Origin of the sequence: Pseudomonas citri, assembly GCF_025336485.1 — a bacterium.
Lineage (GTDB): Bacteria > Pseudomonadota > Gammaproteobacteria > Pseudomonadales > Pseudomonadaceae > Aquipseudomonas > Aquipseudomonas citri.
Genome location: NZ_JAODAB010000018.1, coordinates 71160 through 97708, shown reverse-complemented (window position 1 = coordinate 97708; position 26549 = coordinate 71160). Strand labels below are relative to the sequence as shown.

Genomic DNA, 26549 nt, shown 5'->3' with positions numbered 1-26549 from the left:
GAAGCGGAGAGTCCGCAGTTTTGATCATTTTTGCCGGGGGAGGCCACTGACATGGAGCGTCTGATACGCTTTTTGGCTGCGCTGACCCGCTGGGGGCTGGGCCTGTGTGCATTGCTGCTGGTGCTGGTGGCGTTGTACGTCAGCCTGGGGCGGGAGTTGGTCCCGCTGGTGGCGGAATACCGCGTCGAGGTCGAGAGCCGGGCCGCGCAAGCGCTGGGCCTTCCCGTGCATATCGGCAGCCTCGACGGTGGCTGGAGTGGCCTGGCGCCGGTGTTGGCAGCGCGTGACGTGGTGGTCGGCGACGACGCCAATGCCCTGCACCTGGATCAGGTGCGGGCCGTGCCCGACCTGTGGCAAAGCCTGTTGGCGCGCCAGGTGCGCATTGCTCACCTGGAACTCAGCGGCTTGAAGATCAGCCTCAAGGAGGGCGCCGATGGCAAGTGGGCGCTGGAAGGCCTGCCGGTGCAGGGGGATCAGCCGCTCGACCCGCAACAATTGTTCGATCGCATGCAAATGGTTGCCAAGCTGTCGGTGCTCGATAGCCAGGTCACCTTGCAGCCGCAGGATCAATCACCGCTGACCCTGACCTACGTTGGCCTGAGCCTGCGCACCGGGGTCACGCGCCAGCGCCTGGACGCCCGCTTGACCTTGCCGGACGGCCAGCCCGTGGCGCTGAACCTGCGCACCCGCGTCCGCGCCAGCGACTGGCAGAACGGCGAGGCCGAGGCCTATTTGAGCCTGCCGCAGAGCGACTGGTCCAAATGGCTACCGAAACGTCTGACCCAGCAATGGCATTTTTCCCAACTCCAGGCCGGCGGCGAGTTTTGGTTGAGTTGGGGGCAGGGCGTATTGCAAAGCGCCGCCATGCGTTTGAATGCGCCGCAACTCCAGGGAGGTTACGCCGAGCGTAAACCGGTGCAGATCCATAACCTGGCGCTCAACGGGTACTTCCAGCGCAGCAGCGAAGGGTTCACCGCGACGTTCGATTCCCTGGCGATGAGCCTGGGGGAAACCCGCTGGGAATCGCGTCTGCAACTGCAGCAAAGCAACGCCAGCGAGAAGACCGAAGAGCGTTGGCATCTGCAGGCCGATCGCCTCGACCTGACACCGATCACCCCGCTGCTCAACGCCTTGGCGCCGCTGCCCGAAGGCGTCGCGACGGCCATCGAACGGCTCAAGTTCACCGGCGCCCTGCGTAACGTCCTACTGGACTACCGGCCGCAGAACAGTGGCGACCGGAAAGTCAGTTTCGCCACCAACCTGGACACCGTGGGCTTCGATGCCTATCACGGTGCCCCGGCCGCCCGCAACGTCTCCGGCAGCTTGAGTGGCGACCTGGGGGGCGGTGAGCTGCGCATGGACAGCAAGGATTTCTCCCTGCACCTGGACCCGATTTTCGCCAAGCCCTGGCAATACCTGCAGGCTAACGCCCGGTTGACCTGGAAGCTGGACCAGCAAGGGTTCACCCTGATCGCGCCGTACCTGAAAGTACTGGGCGAAGAAGGGCGGATTGCCGGCGATTTCCTGATCCGCCTGCATTTCGACCACAGCCAGGAAGACTACATGGACCTGCGGGTCGGCCTGGTGGATGGCGACGGCCGCTACACCGCCAAGTACCTGCCGGCGGTCCTCAGCCCGGCGCTGGATGAGTGGTTGCGTACGGCCATCGTCAAGGGCGCGGTGGACCAGGGCTTTTTCCAGTACCAAGGGTCGTTGAACCACGGTGCCGAGGAAACCGCGCGCAGCATCAGCCTGTTTTTCAAAGTGCATGACGCCGAACTGGCGTTCCAGCCGGGCTGGCCTTCGGTCGGCAAGGTCAGTGGCGATGTCTTCGTCGAGGACAGCGGCGTGCGCATCTTCGCCAGCCAGGGCCAATTGCTGGACACGCAGGTCAAGGATGTCTCGGTGAACATTCCCCGTGTTCCCAGCGGGCAGAGTTCCCACCTGTTGCTCGAGGGTGGCTTTGTCGGCGGGCTGGGCGACGGATTGAAAATCCTCCAGACGGCACCGATCGGTACGGCCCAGACATTTGCCGGGTGGGAAGGCGAGGGTGGCCTGCAAGGTAGCGTCAAGCTCGACATCCCGTTGGTCAAGGGCGAACAGCCAAAGATCCTGGTGGATTTCGCCACCGACAAGGCCCGGCTCAAGCTCAGCGAGCCCGTGCTGGAGCTGACTCAACTCTCGGGCAATTTCCGCTTCGACAGCGGCAAGGGCTTGAGCGGCAAGGGCATCACCGCCCAGGTATTCGAGCGACCCGTAACCGCGCAGATTTTTGCCGAAGGCCGTGCCGGCGCGCTCAATACCCGTGTCACCGCTTCCGGGCGGGTGGAAGCCAAGAAGCTCGCCGATTGGCTGAATGTCACTCAACCGCTGCCGGTGTCCGGCGTCCTGCCGTACCAATTGCAAGTGATCCTCGATGGCGCCGACAGCCAGTTGTCGGTCAGCTCCAACCTCAAGGGGGTGGCGGTGGACCTGCCTGCGCCCTTCGGCATGGCCGCCGATGCGGGGCGCGACACGGTGTTTCGCATGACCCTGCAAGGGTCGGAGCGACGTTACTGGGTCGATTATGGCGACCTCGCCAGCTTCACTTACGCCGCGCCGGGCGGCAAGGTCGCCGAGGGCCGCGGTGAGCTGTTGCTGGGCACAGGTGATGCGGTGCTGCCAGGGGCCAAGGGGTTACGGTTACGCGGCGAACTGTCGGAATTGGACGTGAGCCCCTGGCAGGACTTGGTGAACAAATACGCTGGCCAGGATCCGGGGGGCAGTGCCAAGCAATTGCTCAGCAGTGTCGACCTGACCGTTGGCAAGCTTACCGCCCTGGGCACGACCCTGGAGCAGGCCAAGGTGCAACTGGACCGCAAGCCGGATGCCTGGGCGTTGCGGCTCGACAGCCAGCAGGCCAAGGGTAATGTCAGCCTGCCGGATGCGAAGGCCGCACCGATTGGCATCAAGCTTGACTATGTCCGCCTGCCGGCCACAGACCCGACGGTCCAGGCGGATGAGAACTCACCGGACCCGCTGGCCTCGGTCGACCCGACCAAGATCCCGGCCATGGATATCGCCATCGACCAGTTGTTCCAGGGGCCTGATCTCATCGGTGCCTGGTCATTGAAAGTGCGTCCGACCGCCAAGGGCATCGCGTTGAACAGCCTGGACATGGGTCTCAAGGGCATGGTGTTGAATGGCAGTGGCGGCTGGGAAGGCGTGCCCGGTTCCACCAGCAGTTGGTACAAGGGCCGTATCGGCGGCAAGAACCTGGGCGATGTGCTCAAGGGCTGGGGATTCGCCCCCAGCGTGACCAGCCAGGAATTTCGCATGGATGTCGACGGTCGCTGGCCCGGTTCGCCAGCGTGGGTCGCCACCAAGCGGTTTTCCGGCAGCCTCGATGCGTCCCTGAGCAAAGGCCAGTTTGTCGAGGTCGAAGGCAGTGCCCAGGCCTTGCGGGTGTTCGGCCTGCTGAATTTCAACTCCATTGGCCGACGCTTGCGCCTGGACTTTTCCGACCTGTTCGCCAAGGGTCTGAGCTATGACCGGGTGAAGGGGCTGCTGGTGGCGAGCGAAGGCGTGTACGTGACCCGCGAGCCCATTACCCTGACGGGACCGTCCAGTAACCTGGAGCTTAACGGAACGCTGGACATGGTGGCCGATCGGGTCGATGCCAAGTTGCTGGTGACGTTGCCGGTGACCAACAACTTGCCGATTGCCGCACTGATCGTCGGCGCGCCGGCGGTGGGCGGGGCATTGTTCCTGATCGATAAACTGATCGGCGACCGCGTGGCGCGTTTTGCCAGCGTAAAATACGACGTCAAGGGGCCGTGGAAAGAGCCGAAGATCACCTTCGACAAGCCCTTCTGACAGCCAACGGCGGGAGCGAGCCTGTGGGAGCAAAGCTTGCTCGCGATACTAACGACACGGTCCATCGTTCGTCGCGAGCAGGCTTTGCTCCCACAACCGCCACGGACGAGGATAGAGAACGGAGGGAAGCACTATGCCAGTCGCAGTGATTCAAATGGTCAGCCAGAGCGATGTGCTCGCCAACCTGGCTCGTGCCCGGGTGCTGCTGGAACAGGCCGCTGCCGGCGGCGCAAGGCTGGCGGTGCTGCCCGAGAATTTCGCGGCCATGGGCCGGCGGGACATTGCCGACATCGGTCGTGCCGAAGCCATTGGTCAGGGGCCGATCCTGCCCTGGTTGAAACAGGTGGCCCGCGACCTCAAGTTATGGATAGTGGCCGGCACGCTGCCGTTGCCGCCTGTGGACCAGCCCGAGGCCAGGGCCCATGCCTGCTCGTTGCTGGTGGACGACCAGGGGCAGGTCGTGGCGCGTTATGACAAGCTGCACCTGTTCGACGTGGACGTGGCGGACAATCGCGGACGTTATCGCGAGTCCGATGACTATGCTTACGGTGCCAATGTAGTGGTAGCCGACAGCCCCGTGGGGCGTGTTGGCCTGACGGTCTGTTACGACTTGCGTTTCCCGGAGCTCTACAGCGAGCTGCGGGCCGCCGGGGCCGAGCTGATTACGGCCCCCTCGGCGTTTACGGCGGTGACCGGGGCGGCCCATTGGGACGTCCTGATTCGCGCCCGGGCCATCGAGACCCAGTGCTATGTGCTGGCGGCCGCCCAGGGTGGCGTGCATCCGGGGCCTAGGGAAACCTTTGGCCATGCCGCGATCGTTGACCCTTGGGGGCGCGTGCTGGCACAACAGGAACAAGGTGAGGCGGTGCTGCTGGCCGAGCGCGACAGCAACGAACAGGCGTCCATCCGGGCGCGCATGCCGGTGGCCAGCCATCGGCGCTTTTTCTCGCAGGGCGCCCGACAGCGGCCTGTCCAAGATGACGAATTCAAGGCGTAGAACATATGAGCGGGTTGTTGTCCTCAGTCAGTGAACACCTCTTGGCCCCCGGTGGCGTCACCCTCGAAAGCCTGCAAGGCGTGCTGGGTGATCTGGCCGGCCCCGGCATCGACGCCGCCGACCTGTATTTCCAGGGCCAGATCTCCGAGTCCTGGTCGCTGGAGGACGGTATCGTCAAGGAAGGCAGCTTCAACCTCGACCAGGGCGTCGGCGTACGGGCCCAGTCGGGCGAGAAAACCGGTTTCGCCTACAGCAACGCCATCACCCTCGAAGCCCTCGGCGCTGCGTCCCGTGCCGCCCGCTCGATCTCCCGGGCCGGGCAGAACGGTACGGTCCAGGCCTTCAGCAGCCAGGACGTGGCACAACTCTATGCCCCGGATAACCCGCTGGAAGTCATGAGCCGTGCCGAAAAAGTCGAACTGCTCAAGCGGATAGATGTGGCGACCCGCGCCCTCGACCCGCGTATCCAGCAGGTGTCGGTGAGCATGGCCGGCGTCTGGGAGCGAATCCTGGTGGCCTCCACCGACGGCGGCCTGGCGGCGGATGTCCGGCCGCTGGTGCGTTTCAACGTCAGCGTGATCGTCGAGCAGAACGGACGTCGTGAGCGCGGTGGCCATGGCGGTGGCGGGCGTACCGACTACCGCTACTTCCTCAACGAAGACCGCGCCATGGGCTACGCCCGCGAAGCGCTGCGCCAGGCGCTGGTCAACCTCGAAGCCATCCCCGCTCCGGCGGGCACGTTGCCGGTGGTGCTGGGTTCGGGGTGGTCCGGCGTGCTGCTGCACGAGGCGGTGGGTCACGGCCTGGAAGGCGATTTCAACCGCAAGGGCAGTTCGGCCTACAGCGGACGGATGGGGGAAATGGTTGCCTCGAAACTCTGCACCATCGTCGATGACGGCACCCTGGCCGGGCGACGCGGCTCCCTGAGCGTCGACGATGAGGGCACTCCGACCGAATGCACCACGCTGATCGAGAACGGCGTGCTCAAAGGCTACATGCAGGACAAGCTCAACGCCCGATTGATGGGTGTGGCCCGCACCGGTAACGGTCGTCGCGAATCCTATGCGCACCTGCCGATGCCGCGCATGACCAACACCTACATGTTGGGCGGCCAGAGCGATCCGGCGGAAATCATCGCGTCGGTGAAAAAAGGCATCTATTGCGCCAACCTCGGCGGTGGCCAGGTGGACATCACCAGCGGCAAATTCGTGTTCTCCACCAGCGAGGCCTACCTGATCGAGGACGGCAAGATCACCGCACCGGTCAAGGGCGCGACCCTGATCGGCAATGGGCCGGAGGCGATGAGCAAGGTGTCGATGGTCGGCAACGACCTGGCGCTGGACAGCGGTGTGGGTACTTGCGGCAAGGACGGGCAATCGGTGCCGGTGGGCGTCGGCCAGCCGACCCTGAAGATCGATGCGATTACCGTGGGTGGCACAGGCGCATAAAAGAACTGATTCAAATCATTGTGGCGAGGGAGCAAGCCCTCTCGCCACAGGGGATTAGAGGCTGTGAGGATCAGCGCAAACCGCGTTGAGTCTCGTCCAGCTCACGGATGTACTTGAAGATTTTACGGCTCGAGGCCGGTGGCTTGTTATGCGCCAGTTCGTGCTGGGCCTGACGGATCAGGGAGCGCAGTTGCTGGCGATCGGCCGCCGGGTAGTCGATGACGAATTTTTCCAAAGTGCCGTCGTCGCCTGCGATCAGGCGATCGCGCCAGCGTTCCAGGTTATGGAAGCGTTCGTTGTACTGCCGGGTGGAGGCATCGAGTTGATCGAGCAGGACCAGGATGGCGCTGGTGTCCTGGTCGCGCATCAGTTTGCCGATGAATTGCAGGTGCCGTTTACGCGCGATGTTCGCGGTGTGCTTGGGCGCATCGGCCAGGGCCCGGCGCAAGGCGTCGGTCAAGGGCAGTTTGGCCAGCAAGTCAGGCTTGAGTGTCGTCAGGCGCTCGCCGAGGTCTACCAGAGCATGCAGCTCGCGTTTGACCTGGGATTTGCTTTTTTCACCCTCGTAGAGGGAGTCGTCGTAAGAATCAACCATGGGGGCAGTCCGCAAAGAAACGCCGCCATGATAACCAGTCGGGGGCCGCTTGTCCGGCCCGGTCGCTAGAAGGCCGAGGGTTTGTACGAAAAATGCCGCAGGCCATTTTCGTATAGAACCCGACCGAAAGCAGAATTTGAGTGGAGATCACCATGAGTGCAGTTCAGAGCGTCGGCCCGCAAGCGTTGCCGGCACTGCAGGAACAAGTCGAGCAGATCCTCGCCGAGGCCAAGCGGCAGGGCGCTAGTGCGTGTGAGGTGGCGGTGTCGCTGGAGCAGGGCCTGTCGACGTCGGTACGCCAGCGCGAGGTGGAAACCGTCGAATTCAATCGCGACCAGGGGTTTGGCATTACCTTGTACGTAGGCCAGCGCAAGGGCTCGGCCAGCACCTCGGCCAGCGGCCCGGAGGCCATTCGTGAAACTGTCGCCGCCGCACTGGCGATTGCCAAGCACACCTCCGAAGACGAAGCCTCGGGCCTCGCCGATGCTGCGCTGATGTGCAAGGAGCAGAAAGATTTTGACCTGTTCCATGCCTGGGACATCAGCCCCGAACAGGCTATCGAGCAGGCGCTGCGCTGTGAAGCGGCGGCTTTCGACGCCGACAGCCGGATCAAGAACGCCGACGGCACGACGCTCAACACCCACCAGGGCTGTCGGGTCTACGGCAACAGCCACGGCTTCATCGGCGGTTATGCGTCGACCCGCCACAGCCTCAGTTGCGTGATGATCGCCGAAGCCGACGGCCAGATGCAGCGCGATTACTGGTACGACGTCAATCGCCAGGGCGCGTTGCTGGCCGACCCGATCAGCATCGGCCAGAAGGCCGCACAACGGGCCGCCAGCCGCCTGGGCGCGCGACCGGTGCCGACCTGCGAAGTGCCGGTGCTGTTTTCCGCCGAGCTGGCCGGTGGCCTGTTCGGCAGCTTCCTGTCAGCGGTGTCCGGCGGCAACCTGTACCGCAAATCGTCGTTCCTCGAAGGCGCCCTGGGCCAGAAGCTGTTCCCGGAATGGATGACCATCGACGAGCGTCCGCACCTGATGCAAGCCATGGGCAGCTCGGCGTTCGATGGCGATGGCCTGGCCACCTATGCCAAGCCGTTTGTCGAGCGCGGCGAGCTGGTGTCCTACATCCTCGGCACCTATTCGGGCCGCAAACTGGGCATGCCAAGCACCGCCAATGCCGGTGGCGTGCATAACCTGTTCGTGACCCATGGCGAAGAAGACCAGGCCGCCCTGTTGCGGCGGATGGGGCGAGGCTTGCTGGTGACCGAACTGATGGGCCATGGCCTGAATATGGTCACCGGGGATTACTCCCGTGGCGCCGCGGGATTCTGGGTCGAGAACGGCGAGATCCAGTTCCCGGTCCAGGAAGTGACCATTGCCGGTAACCTGCGCGATATGTTCAAGCAGATCGTGGCCGTGGGCAGCGATCTGGAACTGCGCAGTAACATTCGCACCGGTTCGGTGTTGATCGAGCGGATGACGGTGGCGGGTAGCTGACTCGACTGCAATGAAAAAGGCGCGCCATCCCTTGGGTGGCGCGCCTTTTTTGTGCCCGCTGAACCTCTTGTGGCGAGGGAGCCTATCAACCGCCCTCGTCGAAGTAGTTGTTGATCAGTGCCACCAGGGCATCCATCGCTTCCTGCGCCTGTTCACCTTCGGTTGCCAGGTGGATCTTGGTGCCCTTGCCGGCGGCCAGCATCATCATCGCCATGATGCTTTTACCGTCGACCGTGGTCTCGGGCGTGCGGCCGACCCTGATGGTGGTGTCCTTGAACTGACCTGCAACCCCGACGAACTTGGCCGACGCCCGGGCATGCAGACCCAACTTGTTGATGATTTCAATTTCCCGAGCAGGCATCGCGATGTGGATCCTTTAGCTGAGGTCGCGGTGGCGAACCTGGACGTTCTTCAGGGACTGTTGCAGGAGCTGACCCAGGCGTTCGGTCAGGTAGACGGAGCGGTGATGACCCCCGGTACAACCGATGGCGATCGTCACGTAGGCGCGGTTGCTCGCGGCAAAGCGCGGCAGCCATTTGAGCAGATAGTTGGAAATGTCCTGGAACATCTCTTCGACATCCGGCTGGGCGGCCAGGTAGTCGATTACCGGCTTGTCGAGTCCGGACTGCTCACGCAATTCCGGCTTCCAATAAGGGTTGGGTAGGCAGCGCACGTCGAACACCAGGTCGGCGTCCACCGGCATGCCACGCTTGAAACCGAACGACTCCACCAGAAACGCCGTGCCCGGCTCCGGTTGGTTCAACAGGCGCAGCTTGATGGTGTCACGCAACTGATACAGGTTCAGGTTCGTGGTGTTGATCTTCAGGTCCGCCAGGTCCGCGATGGGGCCCAATAATTGGCTTTCGTCATCGATGGCTTCGGCCAGGGAGCGGCTGGCGTTGCTCAGCGGGTGGCGGCGACGGGTTTCGGAAAAACGCTTGAGCAGGGTTTCTTCGTCGGCGTCCAGGTACAGCACGTCGCACTGGATATGCCGGCTACGGACTTCTTCGAGCAATTGCGGGAAGCGCGACAGATGGCTCGGCAGGTTGCGGGCATCGATGGACACCGCCACCAGCGGTTGCGCCAGCTCGGTGTGGATCAAGGCGCGTTCGGCCAGCTCCGGCAGCAAGCCGGCCGGCAGGTTGTCGATGCAATAGTAGCCGTTGTCCTCGAGGACATTGAGGGCGGTACTTTTACCGGAGCCGGAGCGGCCGCTGACGATGATCAGGCGCATGTTCAGTGACCGTTCTGCTCGTCCAGGACAACCTGGTACAAGGCTTCGTTACTCGCTGCGCTGCGCAGTTTTTCACGCACTTCCTTGCGGTCCAGCATGCTGGCAATCTGGCGCAGCAGCTCAAGGTGCGCATCGGTCGCCGCTTCCGGGACCAGCAGTACGAACAGCAGGTCGACCGGTGCGCCGTCGATGGCGTCGAAATCTATGGCGGCTTCAAGGTGCAGTAGCGCACTGATCGGCGCGGTACAACCCTTGAGGCGGCAGTGGGGAATGGCGATGCCGTTGCCAAAACCGGTGGAACCGAGTTTTTCACGGGCAACCAGGGCCTCGAAGACATCCTGCATTCCCAGATCCGGTACTTCCCGGTGGATCAGGTTGGCGATTTGTTCGAGGGCTTTTTTCTTGCTGCCTCCCGGCGCGTTCACCTGGGAACGGCCGGGGGTCAGGATGGTTTCTAGTCGGATCATGGATTGAGGGGGTTAACGACCGGTCGCGCCCTGAAGGAGGCTCTGGGTCTTTTCCTTATGCTTTTTAAGTTGGCGATCCAGCTTGTCGGTCAGCAGATCAATCGCGGCATACATGTCTGTGTGCTCTGCGTTGGCAACCACTTCTCCGCCGGGGATATGCAGCGTGGCTTCGATTTTCTGCAGCAGCTTCTCGACGTTCATCGTGACTTGCACATTGGTGATCTTGTCGAAATGCCTTTCCAATCGGTCGAGTTTTTCGCCGATATAGGTGCGCAGGGGTTCGGTCACTTCCAATTGGTGTCCACTGATGTTGACTTGCATACAGCTTCTCCTTCGTTGCCAGTGCATAAAGCGGCAGGCAGAAATGCCTGCCACTGGAACGCTGTGGCGGGGCCCGTTACATCAACCGCTTGCGTTCGCTCGAAGGCGCGATCCCGAGGGATTCACGGTACTTGGCGACGGTACGGCGGGCCACCTGAATGCCTTGTGCCTCCAGTAAACCAGCGATCTTGCTGTCGCTCAACGGCTTTTTCTGATTTTCCGCCGCCACCAGTTTCTTGATGATCGCGCGGATGGCCGTGGACGAGCATTCGCCGCCTTCGGAGGTACTGACGTGGCTGGAGAAAAAATATTTCAGCTCATAGATACCACGGGGGGTATGCATGAATTTCTGGGTGGTCACCCGGGAAATCGTCGACTCGTGCATGCCCACCGCTTCGGCGATGTCATGCAGGACCAGCGGTTTCATCGCTTCGTCGCCGTACTCCAGGAAGCCGCGCTGATGCTCGACGATCTGGGTGGCCACTTTCATCAGGGTTTCGTTGCGGCTTTGCAGGCTCTTGATAAACCAGCGTGCTTCCTGCAACTGGTTGCGCATGAAGGTGTTGTCGGCGCTGGTGTCGGCGCGCCTGACGAAGCCTGCGTACTGGGCGTTGACCCGCAGCTTGGGCACCGACTCCTGGTTGAGCTCCACCAGCCAGCGGTCGTTGTGCTTGCGCACGATCACGTCGGGAACCACGTATTCGGGTTCGGTGGACTCGATCTGCGAGCCCGGACGCGGGTTGAGGCTCTGGACCAGTTCGATCACCTGGCGCAGTTCGTCTTCCTTGAGCTTCATGCGCCGCATCAGCTGGCTGTAGTCGCGGCCGCCCAGCAGGTCGATGAAGTCGGTGACCAGTCGCTTGGCTTCGGCCAGCCACGGTGTCTTGGTGGGCAATTGGCGCAATTGCAGCAGCAGGCATTCGCCCAGGTTGCGGGCTGCGACACCGGCCGGTTCGAACTGCTGGATGCGGTGCAGGACGGCTTCGATCTCGTCCAGCTCGATATCCAGTTCGGGGTCGAAGGCTTCGAGGATTTCCTCGAGGGTCTCGTCCAGGTAGCCCTGGTTGTTGATGCAGTCGATCAGGGTGACGGCGATCAGGCGATCGGTATCGGACATCGGCGCCAGGTTCAATTGCCACAGCAGGTGGCTTTGCAGGCTCTCGCCAGCGGACGTGCGGGTGGTGAAGTCCCACTCATCGTCATCACTGCTCGGCAGGCTGCTGGCGCTGGTCTGGTAGACGTCTTCCCAGGCCGTGTCCACGGGCAGGTCGTTGGGGATGCGCTCGTTCCACTCGCCATCCTCGAGGTTGTCCACCGTCGGGGCGGCTTCCTGGTAGGACGGTTCCGGCGTTTCGGTATTGGGCTTCTGCTCGACGTTATCGGCCAATGGGTCGGAGTTGTCGAAGTCGTCGCCTTCTTCCTGGCGTTCGAGCATCGGATTGGACTCCAGCGCCTCCTGGATTTCCTGTTGCAGGTCCAGGGTCGACAATTGGAGCAGGCGGATGGCCTGTTGCAGCTGCGGTGTCATCGTCAGCTGCTGGCCCATTCTCAAGACTAGCGATGGTTTCATGGCAGGGGCTTAACACCTTATTCGCCGGCGCACATGCGCCATCCACTACAGGGCGCCGGGGCGCCAAACTTAAGCAAATTATATGCCTGAAACTGAAGTGTTTGCCTAGGGCGCCGCCATAATAAAATTTAGCGGCGCCGGGACGATTTGCCAGACACTTTGCGCTTACAGGCGGAACTCATGGCCCAGGTACACTTCCTTGACCAGGTCGTTGGCCAGGATGGTTTCGGCATCGCCTTCGGCGATCAGTTGGCCGTCGTTGACGATGTAGGCGGTTTCGCAGATATCCAGCGTCTCGCGCACGTTGTGGTCGGTGATCAGCACACCGATCCCCTTAGCCTTGAGGTGGTGGATGATCTGCTTGATGTCGCCCACCGAGATCGGGTCCACGCCGGCGAAGGGTTCGTCGAGCAGGATGAATTTCGGTGCGGTGGCCAGGGCCCGGGCGATCTCCACTCGACGTCGCTCGCCACCGGACAGGCTCATGCCGAGGTTGTCACGGATGTGGCTGATGTGGAATTCCTGCAACAGGCTTTCCAGTTCCTGGCGACGACCGGCCTTGTCGAGTTCCTTGCGGGTCTCGAGGATGGCCATGATGTTGTCGGCGACCGACAGTTTGCGGAAGATCGACGCTTCTTGCGGCAGGTAGCCGATACCCGCCTTCGCCCGGCCGTGCATCGGCTGGTGGCTGACGTCCAGGTCGTCGATCAGCACGCGACCCTGGTCGGCCTGGACCAGGCCGACGATCATGTAGAAGCAGGTGGTCTTGCCCGCGCCGTTGGGGCCGAGCAGGCCGACGATCTGGCCGCTGTCGATGGACAGGCTGACATCACGTACGACTTGACGGCTCTTGTAGCTCTTGGCCAGGTGCTGAGCTTTCAGAGTTGCCATTACTGGGCCTTTTGCTCGGTTTTCTTTTTAGGCTGGATCACCATGTCGATCCGTGGACGCTGCTCGGTCACCTTGTTGCCGGTGGCGCGACCGGCGCTGGCCAGTTTCTTGTTGGTGTCATAGACGATTTTCTCGCCCTGGGTCACGTTGCCGTCCTTGTCGACGACCTTGGCGCGGTCGATCAGTACGACGCGGTCCTGGGAGGCGTGATACTGGATGGTCACCCCGTAACCCTGCACTGGCTTGGTGTCGCCTGCGGTTTGCAGTTGTTCGAAATAGGCCAGGTTGCCCACCGAGGTCACCACGTCGATGTCGCCGGACTGGGTGCGGGTGATGGTCACGGTATTGCCGGTCACCTTCATTGAACCCTGGGTGATGATCACGTCGCCCTTGTACGTGGCTACGCCGTTCTTGTCGTCCAGTTGCGCGTCGTCGGCCTGGATGCGGATCGGTTGGTCGCGGTCGGTGGGAAGAGCCCAGGCGCTCGCGCTTCCCAGTGCTGCGCCCAGACTGAGCAAAATAGGGAGGGTTTTAGCGAGCTTCATACTGTCCTCTTACGTTCGATAGCAGGTGTATCCTGCTTTCCTTCAAATACGCCTTCATTCCCGTGCCGGTCGATACCCCCCCGGCGCCGTCGATTCTAACGGGTTGCTGGGTCTGCGCATATTGCTGCTGTGGGAACACGGTCATGCGCGTGCTGGTGATGATGGTCGTGCGGTTTTTCTCATCGGTTCGCGCAACGCGCACCGAGTCGATCAGCTCCACCTCGGTGCCGCCGGAATTGACTTCGGCGTGCTCGCTCTGCACGTGCCACGGGAATGCGGTGCCGCGGAACATGTTCAGGTCCGGCTTGGTAACCAGGGTGATGTCGGTGGCCTTGACGTGATCGACCTTGTCGGACGTCATTTCGTACTGCACCTTGCCATCGGGCAGGTATTGCAGGGTATGGGTGTTGGTCGCATACCAGTCGATGTGCTCCTCGACCGTGGCTGCCGGCTGGTCGAGAAAGCGTTCCGGGCTGATGTTCCAATAGCCGACCGCCGCGAATATCGCCGCGATACAACCGAACACCACGAGGGTGCGAATCTTTTTGCTCAGCATAAATGGCTCACAGGTACGCGGCGTTGGCCGCTTCGAGGCGGCCCTGGGCGCGCAGGATCAGTTCACAGAATTCACGGGCCGCACCTTCGCCGCCTCGTGCCGTGGTGACGCCGTGGGCGTGTTCGCGTACGAAACCGGCCGCGTTGGCGACCGCCATGCCCAGGCCGACCCGGCGAATCACCGGCAGGTCCGGCAGGTCGTCACCCAGGTAGGCGACCTGTTCATAGCTTAGATTGAGCTGCCCCAGCAGTTCGTCCAGCACCACCAGTTTGTCCTCGCGACCCTGGTAAAGGTGGGGGATGCCGAGGTTCCTGGCGCGCCGCTCGACCACCGGGGTCTTGCGGCCGCTGATGATGGCTGTTTGCACGCCAGCGGCCATCAGCATCTTGATGCCCTGGCCGTCGAGGGTGTTGAACGTCTTGAATTCGCTGCCGTCTTCGAGGAAATACAGGCGGCCGTCGGTCAGCACGCCGTCCACATCGAACACCGCCAGCTTGATCGCCTTGCCGCGTTGCAACAGGTCTGTGTTCATTTACATCACTCCCGCACGCAGCAAATCGTGCATGTTCAGCGCGCCTACCGGCCGGTCCTCTGCGTCGACCACCACCAAGGCGTTGATCTTGTGGTCTTCCATGATTTTCAAGGCCTCGGCGGCGAGCATTTCTGCGCGGGCGGTCTTGCCGTGGGGGGTCATGACCTGGTCGATGGTCGCGCTGTGGATGTCGATGGTGCGGTCCAGGGTGCGGCGCAGGTCTCCGTCGGTGAAGATCCCGGCGAGCTTGCCGTCGGCTTCGAGGATCACCGTCATGCCCAGGCCCTTGCGGGTCATTTCCATGAGCGCGTCCTTGAGCAGCGTGCCGCGTTGCACCTGCGGCAGTTCCTGGCCTGCGTGCATGACGTTCTCGACTTTCAGCAGCAGCCGACGACCCAGTGCTCCACCGGGGTGGGAGAAGGCGAAGTCCTCGGCGGTGAAGCCCCTGGCTTCCAGCAGGGCCACGGCCAGGGCGTCGCCCATGACCAGGGCGGCGGTGGTGGAGGAGGTCGGCGCCAGGTTCAATGGGCAGGCTTCATGCTCGACATGGACGTTGAGGTTCACCTCGGCGGCCTTGGCCAGTGGCGAATCCGGATTGCCAGTGATACTGATCAACTGGATGCCCAGGCGCTTGATCAAGGGCAGCAGGGTGACGATCTCATTGGTCGAGCCGGAGTTGGACAGGGCCAGGATGACATCCTCACGGGTGATCATGCCCATGTCCCCATGGCTGGCTTCGGCCGGGTGGACAAAGAACGCCGTGGTACCGGTGCTGGCCAGGGTGGCGGCGATCTTGTTGCCGATGTGCCCGGACTTGCCCATGCCGACCACGACTACGCGGCCCTTGCTGGCCAGAATCATCTCGCAGGCACGTACGAAATCAGCGTCGATATGGGGCAGCAAGCCTTGCACGGCTTCGAGTTCGAGGCGGATGGTACGTTGTGCCGATTGAATCAGGTCGCTGGATTGGCTCATGTCAGAAGTCGTATAGCCTGATGAAAAGGCGGCGATTATAGCGGCAATGAACGATTCCCTCACGTAAGTTCGTCATGGGGTTGCCCGAAGGGCGCGCAGGGGCCGACATAGAATGTTGCTTTTTACCTTAAACCAGGCTTAACAGGCGCGGTGGTGGCCTTGGGCGCAGGGCTGTTGCAGTGATATAGTTCGCCGCCGGTTCGCGTGCCCGGCGGTACCGTCGTATGTCGGCTGGCCAGGGCACTCGAACGTGAGGCTGCATCGCAAGGAGTTTAGATGAGTGCCGACAACGCCTACGCGGTCGAGCTGAAGGGATTGTCCTTCAAGCGAGGGACGCGCAGCATTTTCAATGACATCGATATTCGCATCCCCCGCGGCAAGGTGACCGGCATCATGGGGCCTTCCGGGTGTGGCAAGACCACCCTGTTGCGGCTGATGGGTGCCCAGTTGCGCCCCAACGCCGGTGAGGTCTGGGTCAACGGCCAGAATCTGCCCACGCTGTCGCGCGGTGACCTGTTCGACGCGCGCAAGCACATGGGCGTGCTGTTCCAGAGCGGTGCGCTGTTTACCGACCTCGATGTCTTCGAGAACGTGGCGTTTCCCCTGCGGGTCCATACCGACCTGCCGGAGGAGATGATCCGCGACATCGTCCTGCTCAAGTTGCAGGCCGTCGGGCTGCGTGGCGCCCTCGACCTGATGCCGGACGAACTTTCCGGTGGCATGAAGCGCCGGGTCGCCCTGGCGCGGGCGATTGCCCTGGACCCGAAGATCCTCATGTACGACGAGCCCTTCGTCGGCCAGGACCCGATCGCCATGGGCGTGCTCGTGCGCCTGATCCGCCTGCTCAACGATGCGTTGGGCATCACCAGTATCGTGGTCTCCCACGACCTGGCCGAGACCGCCAGTATTGCCGACTACATCTATGTGGTAGGCGATGGCCAGGTGCTGGGGCAGGGCACGCCCCAGGAATTGATGAATTCCGACAACCCGCGCATCCACCAATTCATGAAGGGGGATCCGGACGGCCCGGTGGCGTTCCATTTTCCGGCCACGGATTACCGCACCGACCTGCTGGGGAAGCGCTGATGCGCAAGAAATCACTGATAGAAAGAATCCGCCTGTTCGGTCGCTCCGGTATCGACGTGCTGGCCGTGCTGGGCCGTTCCTCGCTGTTCCTGATGCACGCCTTGCTGGGGCGCAACTCGACGGGTGGAGGTTTTGGCCTGCTGGTCAAGCAATTGCACTCGGTGGGTGTGATGAGCCTGGTGATCATCGTGGTCTCCGGGATCTTCATCGGCATGGTGTTGGCGCTGCAGGGGTTCAACATCCTGTCCAGCTACGGTTCGGAGCAGGCGGTCGGGCAGATGGTTGCGCTGACGTTGCTGCGTGAGCTCGGTCCGGTGGTGACCGCGTTGCTGTTCGCCGGCCGTGCCGGTTCGGCGCTAACGGCCGAGATCGGCAACATGAAGTCCACCGAGCAGTTGTCCAGCCTGGAAATGATTGGTGTCGACCCGCTCAAGTACATCATCGCCCCACGCCTGTGGGCCGGTTTCATTTCCTTGCCGGTGCTGGCGATCATCTTCAGCGTCGTGGGGATCTGGGGCGGTTCCTGGGTGGCTGTCGACTGGCTGGGGGTCTATGAAGGCTCCTTCTGGTCCAACATGCAGAACAGTGTCGATTTCCTCGACGATGTACTCAATGGCGTGATCAAAAGCGCCGTATTCGCCTTCGTGGTGACTTGGATCGCCGTGTTCCAGGGTTATGACTGTGAACCCACGTCAGAGGGGATCAGCCGTGCCACAACCAAGACCGTGGTGTACGCCTCGCTGGCAGTGCTGGGCCTTGACTTTATTCTGACCGCCTTGATGTTTGGAGATTTCTGATGCAAAACCGCACCCTGGAAATCGGTGTCGGCCTTTTCCTGCTGGCTGGCATCCTGGCTTTGCTGCTGCTGGCCCTGCGGGTCAGTGGACTGGCGCCGACCGCGAGTACCGATACCTATAAACTTTATGCCTATTTCGACAATATCGCCGGTTTGACTGTCAGAGCAAAGGTGACCATGGCCGGCGTGACCATTGGCAAGGTCACGGCAATCGATCTGGATCGCGACAGTTTCACTGGCCGCGTGACGCTGCAGTTGGAAAAGCGCGTGGATAACCTGCCGACCGACTCCACTGCATCGATCCTCACGGCCGGCCTGCTGGGCGAGAAGTACATCGGCATCAGCGTGGGCGGGGAAGAAACCCTGCTCAAGGACGGTGGGACCATCCACGACACGCAGTCGTCGCTGGTGCTCGAGGACCTGATCGGTAAATTCCTGCTCAATACCGTTAGCAAAGACGCCAAATGAGGAGCTTTCGAATGATCTCTATCCTGCGACGTAGCCTGCTGGTGTTGCTCGCGGTGCTGCCGATGATGGCCAATGCCGTGGCCGCGCCGTCGGCCCACGACATCATCCAGGACACTACGACCCGGTTGTTGGCAGACCTTTCCGCCAATAAAGAGCGTTACAAACAGGACCCGGGCGCGTTCTATGACGCGCTCAACGGTATCGTGGGGCCCGTGGTGGACGCCGACGGCATCTCCCGGAGCATCATGACCGTCAAGTTCTCGCGCAAGGCGACCCCAGCGCAGATGACCCGTTTCCAGGAGAACTTCAAGCGCAGCCTGATGCAGTTCTATGGCAACGCCTTGCTCGAATACAACAACCAGGGCATCACCGTTTCGCCGGCCAAGGATGAAAGCGGCAGCCGTACCAGTGTCGACATGCAGGTCAAGGGCAACAATGGTGCGATCTATCCGGTGTCCTACACCCTCGAGAAAGTCAGCGAAGAGTGGAAGGTCCGCAATGTGATCATCAACGGCATCAACATTGGCAAGTTGTTCCGTGACCAGTTCGCCGATGCGATGCAGCGCAATGGCAATGACCTGGACAAGACCATCGATGGTTGGGCCGGGGAAGTCGCCAAGGCCAAGGACGTCGCCAAGGATGCCCAGGAGAAGCAGGCGCAATGAGTGACTTGGCAAGTGAGTCGGCTGTACGCCTGGGCGAGGCCGGCGAATTGTTGCTCAGTGGCGTGCTGGATTACCGCACCGGCCCGGCCCTGCGCAAGCAGGGCCAGGCGCTGATCAAGTCCGCGCGCGCCGCCGAAGTGGTGATCGATTGCTCGGCGGTGCGCAAGTCCAGCAGCGTCGGCCTGTCGTTGCTGCTGTGCTTCATGCGTGACGCCAAGGCTGCGGGCAAGACCTGGAGCATCCGAGGGATGCCCGAAGACATGCGCGAAATTGCCCAGGTCAGCGAACTGACCGAGCTGTTGGCGCATCCCTGACCCACGTCCGTTGCAAAGCCCTCTGTCAGAGTCCTGCTGCGCGGGGTTCGCAGTCGCGGGGCTTTTTTGTATGATGTGCGACCCGTGCGCACAGGGCGCCGATTGAGGTTGAGCATGCAGGCCAACGAAGTAAAGAGCTTCCTTGAAGCAAATTTGCCCGGAGCTCAGGTAGAAGTTGAAGGCGAAGGCTGCAACTTTCAGCTGAACGTGATTAGCGACGACCTGGCGGCATTGAGCCCGGTCAAGCGTCAGCAGAGCATCTATGCCCATTTGAACCCGTGGATCGCCGATGGCAGCATCCATGCGGTCACGATGAAATTTTTCAGCCGCGCGGCCTGGGCCGAGCGCACCTGAGCCCAAGGGCCTCGAGATTCTTATGGATAAACTGATTATTACCGGCGGCGCTCGTCTTGATGGCGAAATCCGTATTTCCGGGGCAAAGAACTCCGCCCTGCCGATCCTGGCCGCGACCCTGCTGTGCGATGGCCCGGTGACCGTGGCCAACCTGCCGCACCTGCACGACATCACCACGATGATCGAGCTGTTCGGCCGCATGGGCATCGAGCCTGTGATTGACGAGAAGCTCAGTGTCGAGATCGACCCGCGCACCATCAAGACTCTGGTCGCCCCGTACGAGCTGGTGAAAACCATGCGCGCATCGATCCTGGTGCTGGGCCCGATGGTCGCCCGTTTCGGTGAAGCCGAAGTCGCGTTGCCAGGCGGTTGCGCCATCGGCTCGCGTCCGGTGGACCTGCACATCCGTGGCCTGGAAGCCATGGGCGCGGTGATCGATGTCGAAGGCGGCTATATCAAGGCCAAGGCGCCTGAAGGCGGCCTGCGCGGTGCGCACTTCTTCTTCGATACCGTCAGCGTGACCGGTACCGAGAACATCATGATGGCTGCGGCGTTGGCCCGGGGGCGTAGCGTGCTGCAAAACGCCGCCCGCGAACCTGAAGTGGTCGACCTGGCGAACTTCCTGATTGCCATGGGCGCCAAGATCAGCGGTGCCGGTACCGACACCATCACCATCGATGGCGTCGAGCGCCTGCATTCGGCTACCTACAAGGTGATGCCGGACCGGATCGAGACCGGTACCTACCTGGTAGCCGCTGCCGTGACCGGTGGCCGCGTGAAGGTCAAGGACACCGATCCGACCATCCTTGAAGCCGTCCTTGAGAAACTCAAGGAATCCGGCGCCGAAGTCACCTGCGGCGAAGACTGGATCGAAGTGAACATGCACGGCAAGCGGCCAAAAGCCGTCAACGTGCGGACCGCTCCGTACCCGGCGTTCCCGACCGACATGCAGGCGCAGTTCATCTCCCTCAACGCCATTGCCGAAGGCACCGGCGCCGTGATCGAGACGATCTTCGAAAACCGCTTCATGCACGTCTACGAGCTGCACCGCATGGGCGCCAAGATCCAGGTCGAAGGCAACACCGCCATCGTCACGGGCGCGGACAAGCTCAAGGGTGCTCCGGTGATGGCCACCGACCTGCGGGCCTCGGCCAGCCTGGTGATCTCGGCCCTGGTTGCTGAAGGCGATACCCTGATCGATCGCATCTACCACATCGACCGTGGCTATGAGTGCATCGAAGAAAAACTGCAGATGCTGGGCGCCAAGATCCGTCGCGTTCCGGGCTAGTTGATGCAGGGAAAAGTTGCGCAGGCACTTTTCGTTGGACGCAGGGAGGCGTCCGTTGATTTCGTTCCAGGTCGAGGGTGGTTGCACCCTCGATGCGTGTCTGGCGCCATTTGCGACCAGGCATGAGTACCTTGATAAGGACTGACGTTACCCATGTTGACCATCGCACTGTCCAAGGGCCGCATCCTTGACGACACCTTGCCGCTTCTGGCCGAAGCGGGCATCGTGCCGACCGAGAATCCGGACAAGAGCCGCAAGCTGATCATCCCCACGACCCAGGCCGACGTCCGTTTGCTGATCGTGCGTGCCACCGACGTGCCAACGTATGTCGAACATGGCGCCGCCGACCTTGGCGTCGCCGGCAAAGACGTGTTGATGGAATACGGCGGCCAGGGCCTGTACGAGCCCCTGGACCTGAAGATCGCCCGCTGCAAGCTGATGACCGCCGGTAAAGTCGGCGCGCCAGAGCCCAAGGGGCGCCTGCGGGTGGCGACCAAGTTCGTCAACATTGCCAAGCGTTATTACGCCGAGCAGGGCCGTCAGGTCGATATCATCAAGTTGTACGGCTCGATGGAGCTGGCGCCGCTGATTGGCCTGGCGGACAAGATCATCGACGTGGTCGACACCGGCAACACCCTGCGGGCGAACGGCCTGGAACCCCAGGATTTCATCGCGGACGTCACCTCCCGGCTGATCGTCAACAAGGCATCGATGAAAATGCAGCACGCCCGCATCCAGGCTCTGATCGATACCCTGCGCCAGGCAGTGGAATCGCGACACCGCGGCTGATACACCCGCGCGACCTTGCGTCGCGCCCGTCTATCCGTGTCATAGCCAATTTTCTCAGGTGCCCACGCGAATGGACTGGTAGCTTAGGGCGCCTGAGCATTTGCCATTAATGAGGCCCTCGCTATGACCGCTCCCACTTCGATTCGCCGACTCAACGCTGCCGACCCGGATTTCGCACATCATCTGGATCATCTGCTGAGCTGGGAAAGTGTGTCTGACGACTCGGTCAACCAGCGGGTACTCGACATCATCGACGCCGTGCGCGAGCGTGGCGACGAAGCCCTGGTGGAATTCACCCAGAAATTCGACGGCCTGCAAGTGGCGTCCATGGCCGACCTGATCCTGCCGCGCGCGCGCCTGGAGCTGGCCCTGACCCGCATCACCGTGGCCCAGCGCGAAGCTCTGGAAAAGGCTGCTTCCCGGGTGCGCAGCTATCACGAAAGACAGAAGCAGGACTCCTGGAGCTACACCGAGGCCGACGGCACGGTGCTGGGCCAGAAAGTCACGCCGCTGGATCGCGCAGGCCTGTACGTGCCGGGCGGCAAGGCGTCCTATCCGTCCTCGGTGTTGATGAATGCGATCCCCGCCAAAGTGGCTGGCGTGACTGAAGTGGTCATGGTGGTGCCGACGCCGCGCGGTGAAATCAACGAACTGGTGCTGGCCGCTGCCTGCATCGCCGGCGTGGACCGGGTGTTCACCATCGGTGGCGCCCAGGCCGTGGCCGCACTGGCCTACGGTACCGAAAGCGTCCCGAGGGTCGACAAGGTGGTCGGGCCGGGCAATATCTACGTGGCCACCGCCAAGCGCCACGTGTTCGGTCAGGTTGGCATCGACATGATCGCCGGGCCTTCGGAGATCCTGGTGGTGTGCGATGGCCTGACCGACCCGGACTGGATCGCCATGGACCTGTTTTCCCAGGCCGAGCACGACGAAGACGCCCAGGCGATCCTGGTCAGCCCGGACGCCGAGTTCCTCGACAAGGTCGCCGCCAGCATCGACAAGCTGCTGCCGACCATGGACCGCGCCGCGATCATCAACACCTCGATCAACGGCCGTGGCGCGCTGATCAAGGTCGATGACATGGCCCAGGCCATCGAGGTCGCCAACCGCATTGCGCCGGAACACCTGGAGCTGTCGGTCGCCGACCCGCAGGCCTGGCTGCCACAGATCCGCCATGCCGGGGCGATCTTCATGGGCCGCCACACCTCCGAGGCCCTGGGCGATTATTGCGCAGGCCCCAACCACGTGTTGCCGACTTCCGGCACCGCGCGCTTCTCGTCGCCGCTGGGGGTGTATGACTTCCAGAAGCGTTCGTCGATCATCTTCTGCTCCGAGCAGGGCGCGTCCGAACTGGGCAAGACCGCTTCGGTGCTGGCCCGTGGCGAATCGTTGAGCGGCCACGCCCGCAGCGCCGAATATCGCATTCTCGATGAGCAATCCAATGCAGGGCAGGGGAACTGAAATGAGTAAATTCTGGAGCCCGTTCGTCAAGAACCTGGTGCCCTACGTACCGGGTGAACAGCCGAAACTGACCCGGCTGGTCAAGCTCAACACCAACGAGAACCCTTACGGCCCGTCGCCCAAGGCGCTCGCGGCGATGCAGACCGAGCTGAACGACAACCTGCGCCTGTACCCGGATCCCAACAGCGACCTGCTGAAAAGCGCCGTGGCCCGGTATTACGGCGTGCAGGCCAACCAGGTGTTCCTGGGTAACGGTTCGGACGAGGTGCTGGCGCACATTTTCCACGGCCTGTTGCAGCACGACCAGCCGCTGTTGTTCCCGGACATCAGCTACAGCTTCTATCCGGTGTATTGCGGGTTGTACGGCATCCAGTTCGACGCGGTGCCGCTGGATGAGCAATTCCGGATCGACCCGGCGGATTATGCCAAGCCTAACGGCGGGATCATTTTCCCCAACCCTAACGCGCCGACGGGCTGCCTGCTGGCGTTGGAGGCGGTGGAGCAGATCCTCAAGGCCAACCCGGATTCGGTGGTCGTGGTCGACGAAGCCTACATCGACTTCGGCGGCGAGACGGCCATTGGCCTGGTGGACCGTTACCCGAACCTGCTGGTGACCCAGACCCTGTCCAAGTCCCGTTCGCTGGCGGGGCTGCGGGTGGGCCTGGCGGTGGGGCATCCGGACCTGATCGAGGCGCTGGAGCGGATCAAGAACAGCTTCAACTCCTACCCACTGGATCGCCTGGCGAATGTCGGCGGCGCGGCAGCGTTCGATGACCGCGAGTACTTCGACAAGACCTGCCGGTTGGTCATCGAGCACCGCGAGTGGGTGGTGGCGCAATTGCAGGCCAAGGGCTTCGAAGTGCTGCCTTCGGCGGCGAACTTCATCTTTGCTCGCCACCCCGGGCACGATGCGGCCGTTCTGGCGGCGAAACTGCGGGAGCAAGGCGTGATCGTGCGGCACTTCAAGCAGGAGCGGATTGCCCAGTTCCTGCGGATCAGCATCGGTACGCCGGAGCAGAACCAGGCGCTGATCGACGCCCTCGGCGAACTCTGAAGCCCGGCGCTGGCTCTCGTGCCGACGAGAGCCAGCGGCCAGGCTCAGACACGCTTGCGTTTGCCATCCAGCGGATCGACGTCCGCCATTTCCGCTTCGTCCAGCCCGTCGCCACCGCCAATATCGTTTTTACCCACTACGCTCAGGTCCCAGTCCGCCCGCTCGTCGGCACCCGCTTCGTGGGCGTCCCTGGCGCCGTCTTCGCGGATCAGGGTCTCGGGGCTCAAGTCGTCTTCGGTCGATTGATGATCGTCCATGGACCCGCCCGTCATGCCCGCTTCGCGGACCCGTTCGCGCGGGATCAATTGCTTGCGTTCCTTCTCTGGCAGTTCGTCGCCGATTCGCGCGCCGGGCTCTTCGTCGAACTCCAGCTCGCGCATCGAGCCCATGCGGTCTTCGTTGTCGTCGATGGGTTCCGGTTGTGTTGCGTTGAAGGGGCGTCGTGAATCATTCATGGTCATTCCTCATACTGTGGGCTTACTCATGTCCGACATAGGGTGGACCGGTAGCCACGCCGAGAATTCCAGCGGCTTTGCCGAAGTGACCTCGGCGAGCGGTCTGTTGTCAAAGTGGGGCACTAATCTCGAGGGCAAGACGGCATGAACGAATTACAAGATCTGATTGAGAACAACGCGCGCTGGGCCGATGCAATCAAGCAGGAAGATCCTGACTTCTTCGCCAAGCTCGCTCGTCAACAGACCCCGGAATACCTGTGGATCGGCTGTTCCGATGCGCGGGTGCCGGCCAACGAGATCGTTGGCATGTTGCCCGGCGACCTGTTCGTGCACCGCAATGTGGCGAACGTTGTGCTGCACACCGACCTCAACTGCCTGTCGGTGATTCAATACGCGGTGGACGTGCTCAAGGTCAAGCATATCCTGGTCACCGGTCACTACGGTTGTGGCGGCGTGCGAGCAGCCATGCAGGACCGTCAGCTGGGCCTGATCGATGGCTGGCTGCGCTCGATTCGCGACCTCTACTACGAACACCGTGAAGCGCTGGGGCAATTGTCGAACGAAGAGGAACGGGTGGACCGCCTGTGCGAACTCAACGTGATCCAGCAAGTGGCCAACGTCGGCCATACCAGCATCGTGCAGAACGCCTGGCACCGTGGGCAGAGCCTGTCGGTCCATGGCTGCATCTACGGCATCAAGGATGGTCGCTGGAAGAGCCTGGACACCACGATCAGTGGTTTCGAGCAGTTGCCGCCGCAGTATCGGCTGCGTCCGGTCGGCGCGCCTTGATCGGGTTCCTCCCTCCCTGGTGACAGCCATGGCGCCAGGGAGGGAGGACAGCAGCCTTTTTATCCGGTGAGGATCGCCGAGGCCTGAGGCGCCTCCCGCGTCAACGCAAGGTTGCGCAAGAAGGCGCCTCAGGGGTCAGGCGTGCTCGGCATGCTCGGCCGGTAGCGGCATGGGTGTTTTCAGTTGCGGCAATTGCGACTTGATCTCCGGCGTTGCGCATTTTTTCGCCGCTTCATCCGGCGTCAATTTGCGAACCGAGGTGTAGAACAGTTCGCAAGTCTGCTCTTTCTGCGTGACCTGCCAGGTTTGCGTGCATTGGTTCAACTGCTGGGTCGGATCGGTGCCCGGCTTGCTGCCCATGCCGGCTTGCCAGCACGCCGCACTGAGGTCCTGGCCCATGACTTTCAGGCCGGCCGCATCGGCCTTGGCCTGGTCGCCGTCATAGTTTTCCGGATCCGCGGCGTACCAGATGTAGCTAGGGTGGTTGGACCCCAGGACCGGCACCTTGAGCCCCGCTGCCGGGGTGATCGTCGCCAGGCCCAGCACGCCGACGGTCTGGCCATACTGCGTCTTGATCCAATTGCGGACGGGGGCGCCGAAGGCCACCATCGGCAAGGCGGCTCCGCTGGCCGTCTGGCTGACTTGCTTGACCATGGTGGTCTGGTAATCGTTGAAGTAATCGTAGACGCCTTCCAGCGCCTGGCCGGCATTGGACGGGGCGGCAATCGGGGCGATGTCGATGATGGTCTGGTAGGCCGGCGTCTGAGTGGCAGCGATGCCGTTGACGGTCAGCAGCGTGGCCCAGCGATCGGTGGTGGCCGATTCCAGGTAATCCTGGGCCTGGGTCAGGGAATAATCCGGCGGGAAGTGCAGCAACTCGACGCTCTTGCGGTTTTCCAGGGCCATCCCCAGCGGTAGGAACAGGTACCAGTTGTAGGCCCATTTTTTATCGCTATTGAGCTTGCTGGCGCCGTTGTAGGCTAGGTCACCGGCGTTGAGCAGGGCGCTCAGCGGTTGGCCGTAGCTCTTCGGTACGCCGCTGATGTGGGCATGGACGATGTTCTTGGTGCTTTTGACGCTGACCTTGGCTGTGCTGTAACCGTCGCGCTGCACGCTTTGGGTCAGGTAATGCTCGACGGTTTGTTCCAGCGTCCAGTTGCGAAAACAGATGACATTGCAGTTGTTGGGGTAGGCGAAGAGACGGGTGACGCGTTCTTTACTGCCCAGTTGGACGTCGATGTCGGCGGCGTGGGCTGCGGCACTGAAGGCCAGGGCGGCAAGAGGAAGTACGGCGAGTTTGGACATGCTCAGATCCTTTTCAGCGTGTGGACCCCTCGGACGGGGTGCACCCATACTGAAACAGACCGAGCCGAAGAAAAAGTGGGCCGATGGAAATATTGGCCCTTTTTTATGGCTTTATGGCATCACTGGTGGCAAATAAGCCAATGTCGTGCCCAAAGCCGTGGGAACGCTCCAATGATCTTGCACGGTCCGAGGGGTTCGAGGGCGCCGAGGATTATTTGACAGATGGATCCACAGCGCTCT

28 protein-coding genes are annotated in these 26549 nt (G+C 62.2%); 15 read left to right on the top strand and 13 right to left on the bottom strand.

Annotation, left to right across the window (positions count from 1 at the left end):
• Positions 1 to 51 precede the first annotated feature (51 nt).
• The 3 genes from N4Q37_RS19245 (at position 52) to tldD (ending at position 6300) form a co-directional block, all read left to right on the top strand.
• On the top strand, positions 52 to 3855 hold the full coding sequence (locus tag N4Q37_RS19245) for a YhdP family protein (RefSeq protein WP_260961130.1): 3804 nt from the start codon (positions 52 to 54) through the stop codon (positions 3853 to 3855).
• A gap of 133 nt (positions 3856 to 3988) precedes the next feature.
• A complete protein-coding gene (locus N4Q37_RS19240) occupies positions 3989 to 4852 on the top strand; it encodes a carbon-nitrogen hydrolase family protein (protein ID WP_260961129.1) in 864 nt (287 codons plus the stop codon).
• Between the two features lie 5 nt (positions 4853 to 4857).
• Positions 4858 to 6300, top strand: coding sequence for a metalloprotease TldD (gene tldD / locus N4Q37_RS19235; RefSeq protein WP_260961128.1), 1443 nt, complete (start codon positions 4858 to 4860; stop codon positions 6298 to 6300).
• Between the two features lie 70 nt (positions 6301 to 6370).
• Here tldD and yjgA read toward each other — a convergent pair whose 3' ends face one another.
• Positions 6371 to 6895 (bottom strand): ribosome biogenesis factor YjgA, encoded by a 525-nt coding sequence (yjgA, locus tag N4Q37_RS19230; protein WP_260961127.1) that lies wholly within the window; start codon positions 6893 to 6895, stop codon positions 6371 to 6373.
• A 152-nt stretch (positions 6896 to 7047) separates the two neighbouring features.
• On the opposite strand from yjgA, the gene pmbA reads away from it, so the two are divergent.
• Entirely contained in the window at positions 7048 to 8394 is a 1347-nt protein-coding gene (gene pmbA, locus N4Q37_RS19225; RefSeq protein WP_260961126.1) for a metalloprotease PmbA, read from the top strand.
• A gap of 85 nt (positions 8395 to 8479) precedes the next feature.
• On the opposite strand, the gene N4Q37_RS19220 is transcribed toward pmbA, so the two are convergent.
• The 10 genes from N4Q37_RS19220 to N4Q37_RS19175 all read right to left on the bottom strand — a co-directional run bounded on the left by N4Q37_RS19220 (position 8480) and on the right by N4Q37_RS19175 (position 15485).
• Positions 8480 to 8755 (bottom strand): HPr family phosphocarrier protein, encoded by a 276-nt coding sequence (locus N4Q37_RS19220; protein ID WP_260961125.1) that lies wholly within the window; start codon positions 8753 to 8755, stop codon positions 8480 to 8482.
• Positions 8756 to 8770: 15 nt separating this feature from the next.
• Positions 8771 to 9628: an RNase adapter RapZ gene (rapZ, locus tag N4Q37_RS19215; protein WP_260961123.1), complete on the bottom strand. Its 858-nt coding sequence runs from the start codon at positions 9626 to 9628 to the stop codon at positions 8771 to 8773.
• A 2-nt stretch (positions 9629 to 9630) separates the two neighbouring features.
• A complete protein-coding gene (gene ptsN, locus N4Q37_RS19210) occupies positions 9631 to 10095 on the bottom strand; it encodes a PTS IIA-like nitrogen regulatory protein PtsN (RefSeq protein ID WP_260961121.1) in 465 nt (154 codons plus the stop codon).
• Positions 10096 to 10107: 12 nt separating this feature from the next.
• Positions 10108 to 10416 carry a ribosome hibernation-promoting factor, HPF/YfiA family gene (gene hpf, locus N4Q37_RS19205; RefSeq protein WP_003178005.1) on the bottom strand — a complete coding sequence of 103 codons (309 nt, stop codon included), beginning with the start codon at positions 10414 to 10416 and terminating at the stop codon, positions 10108 to 10110.
• A gap of 76 nt (positions 10417 to 10492) precedes the next feature.
• Entirely contained in the window at positions 10493 to 11986 is a 1494-nt protein-coding gene (locus tag N4Q37_RS19200; protein WP_260961120.1) for an RNA polymerase factor sigma-54, read from the bottom strand.
• A gap of 165 nt (positions 11987 to 12151) precedes the next feature.
• On the bottom strand, positions 12152 to 12877 hold the full coding sequence (gene lptB, locus N4Q37_RS19195; protein ID WP_260961119.1) for an LPS export ABC transporter ATP-binding protein: 726 nt from the start codon (positions 12875 to 12877) through the stop codon (positions 12152 to 12154).
• Positions 12877 to 13422 (bottom strand): lipopolysaccharide transport periplasmic protein LptA, encoded by a 546-nt coding sequence (lptA, locus tag N4Q37_RS19190; RefSeq protein ID WP_260961118.1) that lies wholly within the window; start codon positions 13420 to 13422, stop codon positions 12877 to 12879. The genes lptB and lptA overlap by 1 nt, the downstream gene beginning before the upstream one ends.
• Positions 13409 to 13978 (bottom strand): LPS export ABC transporter periplasmic protein LptC, encoded by a 570-nt coding sequence (gene lptC / locus N4Q37_RS19185; RefSeq protein ID WP_260961117.1) that lies wholly within the window; start codon positions 13976 to 13978, stop codon positions 13409 to 13411. The genes lptA and lptC overlap by 14 nt, the downstream gene beginning before the upstream one ends.
• A gap of 7 nt (positions 13979 to 13985) precedes the next feature.
• The gene (locus N4Q37_RS19180; protein WP_260961116.1) at positions 13986 to 14510 is read right to left on the bottom strand and encodes a KdsC family phosphatase; all 525 of its coding nucleotides are present in this window, start codon (positions 14508 to 14510) and stop codon (positions 13986 to 13988) included.
• Positions 14511 to 15485 (bottom strand): KpsF/GutQ family sugar-phosphate isomerase, encoded by a 975-nt coding sequence (locus N4Q37_RS19175; RefSeq protein WP_260961115.1) that lies wholly within the window; start codon positions 15483 to 15485, stop codon positions 14511 to 14513.
• A gap of 276 nt (positions 15486 to 15761) precedes the next feature.
• On the opposite strand from N4Q37_RS19175, the gene N4Q37_RS19170 reads away from it, so the two are divergent.
• The 10 genes from N4Q37_RS19170 (at position 15762) to hisC (ending at position 23760) form a co-directional block, all read left to right on the top strand.
• Positions 15762 to 16571, top strand: coding sequence for an ATP-binding cassette domain-containing protein (locus N4Q37_RS19170; protein ID WP_260961114.1), 810 nt, complete (start codon positions 15762 to 15764; stop codon positions 16569 to 16571).
• Positions 16571 to 17368, top strand: a complete 798-nt coding sequence (gene mlaE, locus N4Q37_RS19165; protein ID WP_260961113.1) for a lipid asymmetry maintenance ABC transporter permease subunit MlaE — start codon at positions 16571 to 16573, stop codon at positions 17366 to 17368. Before N4Q37_RS19170 ends, mlaE begins: the two co-directional genes overlap by 1 nt.
• Positions 17368 to 17835 (top strand): outer membrane lipid asymmetry maintenance protein MlaD, encoded by a 468-nt coding sequence (gene mlaD, locus N4Q37_RS19160; protein ID WP_039592228.1) that lies wholly within the window; start codon positions 17368 to 17370, stop codon positions 17833 to 17835. The genes mlaE and mlaD overlap by 1 nt, the downstream gene beginning before the upstream one ends.
• An 11-nt stretch (positions 17836 to 17846) precedes the next feature.
• Positions 17847 to 18500, top strand: coding sequence for an MlaC/ttg2D family ABC transporter substrate-binding protein (locus N4Q37_RS19155; RefSeq protein WP_260961111.1), 654 nt, complete (start codon positions 17847 to 17849; stop codon positions 18498 to 18500).
• On the top strand, positions 18497 to 18814 hold the full coding sequence (locus N4Q37_RS19150; RefSeq protein ID WP_260961110.1) for an STAS domain-containing protein: 318 nt from the start codon (positions 18497 to 18499) through the stop codon (positions 18812 to 18814). The genes N4Q37_RS19155 and N4Q37_RS19150 overlap by 4 nt, the downstream gene beginning before the upstream one ends.
• Positions 18815 to 18928: 114 nt before the next feature.
• Positions 18929 to 19168, top strand: a complete 240-nt coding sequence (locus N4Q37_RS19145; RefSeq protein ID WP_260961109.1) for a BolA family protein — start codon at positions 18929 to 18931, stop codon at positions 19166 to 19168.
• Positions 19169 to 19190: 22 nt separating this feature from the next.
• Complete coding sequence (murA, locus tag N4Q37_RS19140) at positions 19191 to 20456, top strand: UDP-N-acetylglucosamine 1-carboxyvinyltransferase (protein WP_260961108.1); 1266 nt, start codon at positions 19191 to 19193, stop codon at positions 20454 to 20456.
• Between the two features lie 153 nt (positions 20457 to 20609).
• Positions 20610 to 21245 (top strand): ATP phosphoribosyltransferase, encoded by a 636-nt coding sequence (gene hisG, locus N4Q37_RS19135; RefSeq protein WP_260961107.1) that lies wholly within the window; start codon positions 20610 to 20612, stop codon positions 21243 to 21245.
• 123 nt (positions 21246 to 21368) lie between these two features.
• Positions 21369 to 22706 (top strand): histidinol dehydrogenase, encoded by a 1338-nt coding sequence (hisD, locus tag N4Q37_RS19130; RefSeq protein WP_260961106.1) that lies wholly within the window; start codon positions 21369 to 21371, stop codon positions 22704 to 22706.
• Position 22707: 1 nt separating this feature from the next.
• The gene (gene hisC, locus N4Q37_RS19125; RefSeq protein WP_260961105.1) at positions 22708 to 23760 is read left to right on the top strand and encodes a histidinol-phosphate transaminase; all 1053 of its coding nucleotides are present in this window, start codon (positions 22708 to 22710) and stop codon (positions 23758 to 23760) included.
• Positions 23761 to 23804: 44 nt separating this feature from the next.
• On the opposite strand, the gene N4Q37_RS19120 is transcribed toward hisC, so the two are convergent.
• Positions 23805 to 24215: a serine kinase/phosphatase gene (locus N4Q37_RS19120; protein ID WP_260961104.1), complete on the bottom strand. Its 411-nt coding sequence runs from the start codon at positions 24213 to 24215 to the stop codon at positions 23805 to 23807.
• Positions 24216 to 24359: 144 nt separating this feature from the next.
• Between N4Q37_RS19120 and can the strand changes: the two genes are divergently transcribed.
• Complete coding sequence (can, locus tag N4Q37_RS19115; protein WP_260961103.1) at positions 24360 to 25004, top strand: carbonate dehydratase; 645 nt, start codon at positions 24360 to 24362, stop codon at positions 25002 to 25004.
• A 135-nt stretch (positions 25005 to 25139) separates the two neighbouring features.
• Here can and N4Q37_RS19110 read toward each other — a convergent pair whose 3' ends face one another.
• A complete protein-coding gene (locus N4Q37_RS19110) occupies positions 25140 to 26309 on the bottom strand; it encodes a hypothetical protein (protein WP_260961102.1) in 1170 nt (389 codons plus the stop codon).
• Positions 26310 to 26549: the final 240 nt, after the last annotated feature.

What these genes read in the sequence shown, in the direction of transcription:
- N4Q37_RS19240 (WP_260961129.1), top strand. Translation starts at nt 3,989, where the DNA reads ATGCCAGTCGCAGTGATTCAAATGGTCAGCCAGAGCGATGTGCTCGCC.
- murA (WP_260961108.1), top strand. Translation starts at nt 19,191, where the DNA reads ATGGATAAACTGATTATTACCGGCGGCGCTCGTCTTGATGGCGAAATC.
- N4Q37_RS19180 (WP_260961116.1), bottom strand. Translation starts at nt 14,510, where the DNA reads ATGAACACAGACCTGTTGCAACGCGGCAAGGCGATCAAGCTGGCGGTG.
- ptsN (WP_260961121.1), bottom strand. Translation starts at nt 10,095, where the DNA reads ATGATCCGACTAGAAACCATCCTGACCCCCGGCCGTTCCCAGGTGAAC.
- lptB (WP_260961119.1), bottom strand. Translation starts at nt 12,877, where the DNA reads ATGGCAACTCTGAAAGCTCAGCACCTGGCCAAGAGCTACAAGAGCCGT.
- N4Q37_RS19145 (WP_260961109.1), top strand. Translation starts at nt 18,929, where the DNA reads ATGCAGGCCAACGAAGTAAAGAGCTTCCTTGAAGCAAATTTGCCCGGA.
- yjgA (WP_260961127.1), bottom strand. Translation starts at nt 6,895, where the DNA reads ATGGTTGATTCTTACGACGACTCCCTCTACGAGGGTGAAAAAAGCAAA.
- N4Q37_RS19245 (WP_260961130.1), top strand. Translation starts at nt 52, where the DNA reads ATGGAGCGTCTGATACGCTTTTTGGCTGCGCTGACCCGCTGGGGGCTG.
- N4Q37_RS19150 (WP_260961110.1), top strand. Translation starts at nt 18,497, where the DNA reads ATGAGTGACTTGGCAAGTGAGTCGGCTGTACGCCTGGGCGAGGCCGGC.
- pmbA (WP_260961126.1), top strand. Translation starts at nt 7,048, where the DNA reads ATGAGTGCAGTTCAGAGCGTCGGCCCGCAAGCGTTGCCGGCACTGCAG.
- N4Q37_RS19110 (WP_260961102.1), bottom strand. Translation starts at nt 26,309, where the DNA reads ATGTCCAAACTCGCCGTACTTCCTCTTGCCGCCCTGGCCTTCAGTGCC.
- tldD (WP_260961128.1), top strand. Translation starts at nt 4,858, where the DNA reads ATGAGCGGGTTGTTGTCCTCAGTCAGTGAACACCTCTTGGCCCCCGGT.
- hisC (WP_260961105.1), top strand. Translation starts at nt 22,708, where the DNA reads ATGAGTAAATTCTGGAGCCCGTTCGTCAAGAACCTGGTGCCCTACGTA.
- hisG (WP_260961107.1), top strand. Translation starts at nt 20,610, where the DNA reads ATGTTGACCATCGCACTGTCCAAGGGCCGCATCCTTGACGACACCTTG.
- lptA (WP_260961118.1), bottom strand. Translation starts at nt 13,422, where the DNA reads ATGAAGCTCGCTAAAACCCTCCCTATTTTGCTCAGTCTGGGCGCAGCA.
- rapZ (WP_260961123.1), bottom strand. Translation starts at nt 9,628, where the DNA reads ATGCGCCTGATCATCGTCAGCGGCCGCTCCGGCTCCGGTAAAAGTACC.
- hisD (WP_260961106.1), top strand. Translation starts at nt 21,369, where the DNA reads ATGACCGCTCCCACTTCGATTCGCCGACTCAACGCTGCCGACCCGGAT.
- N4Q37_RS19155 (WP_260961111.1), top strand. Translation starts at nt 17,847, where the DNA reads ATGATCTCTATCCTGCGACGTAGCCTGCTGGTGTTGCTCGCGGTGCTG.
- can (WP_260961103.1), top strand. Translation starts at nt 24,360, where the DNA reads ATGAACGAATTACAAGATCTGATTGAGAACAACGCGCGCTGGGCCGAT.
- hpf (WP_003178005.1), bottom strand. Translation starts at nt 10,416, where the DNA reads ATGCAAGTCAACATCAGTGGACACCAATTGGAAGTGACCGAACCCCTG.
- N4Q37_RS19200 (WP_260961120.1), bottom strand. Translation starts at nt 11,986, where the DNA reads ATGAAACCATCGCTAGTCTTGAGAATGGGCCAGCAGCTGACGATGACA.
- N4Q37_RS19220 (WP_260961125.1), bottom strand. Translation starts at nt 8,755, where the DNA reads ATGCCTGCTCGGGAAATTGAAATCATCAACAAGTTGGGTCTGCATGCC.
- N4Q37_RS19120 (WP_260961104.1), bottom strand. Translation starts at nt 24,215, where the DNA reads ATGAATGATTCACGACGCCCCTTCAACGCAACACAACCGGAACCCATC.
- N4Q37_RS19175 (WP_260961115.1), bottom strand. Translation starts at nt 15,485, where the DNA reads ATGAGCCAATCCAGCGACCTGATTCAATCGGCACAACGTACCATCCGC.
- mlaE (WP_260961113.1), top strand. Translation starts at nt 16,571, where the DNA reads ATGCGCAAGAAATCACTGATAGAAAGAATCCGCCTGTTCGGTCGCTCC.
- N4Q37_RS19170 (WP_260961114.1), top strand. Translation starts at nt 15,762, where the DNA reads ATGAGTGCCGACAACGCCTACGCGGTCGAGCTGAAGGGATTGTCCTTC.
- mlaD (WP_039592228.1), top strand. Translation starts at nt 17,368, where the DNA reads ATGCAAAACCGCACCCTGGAAATCGGTGTCGGCCTTTTCCTGCTGGCT.
- lptC (WP_260961117.1), bottom strand. Translation starts at nt 13,978, where the DNA reads ATGCTGAGCAAAAAGATTCGCACCCTCGTGGTGTTCGGTTGTATCGCG.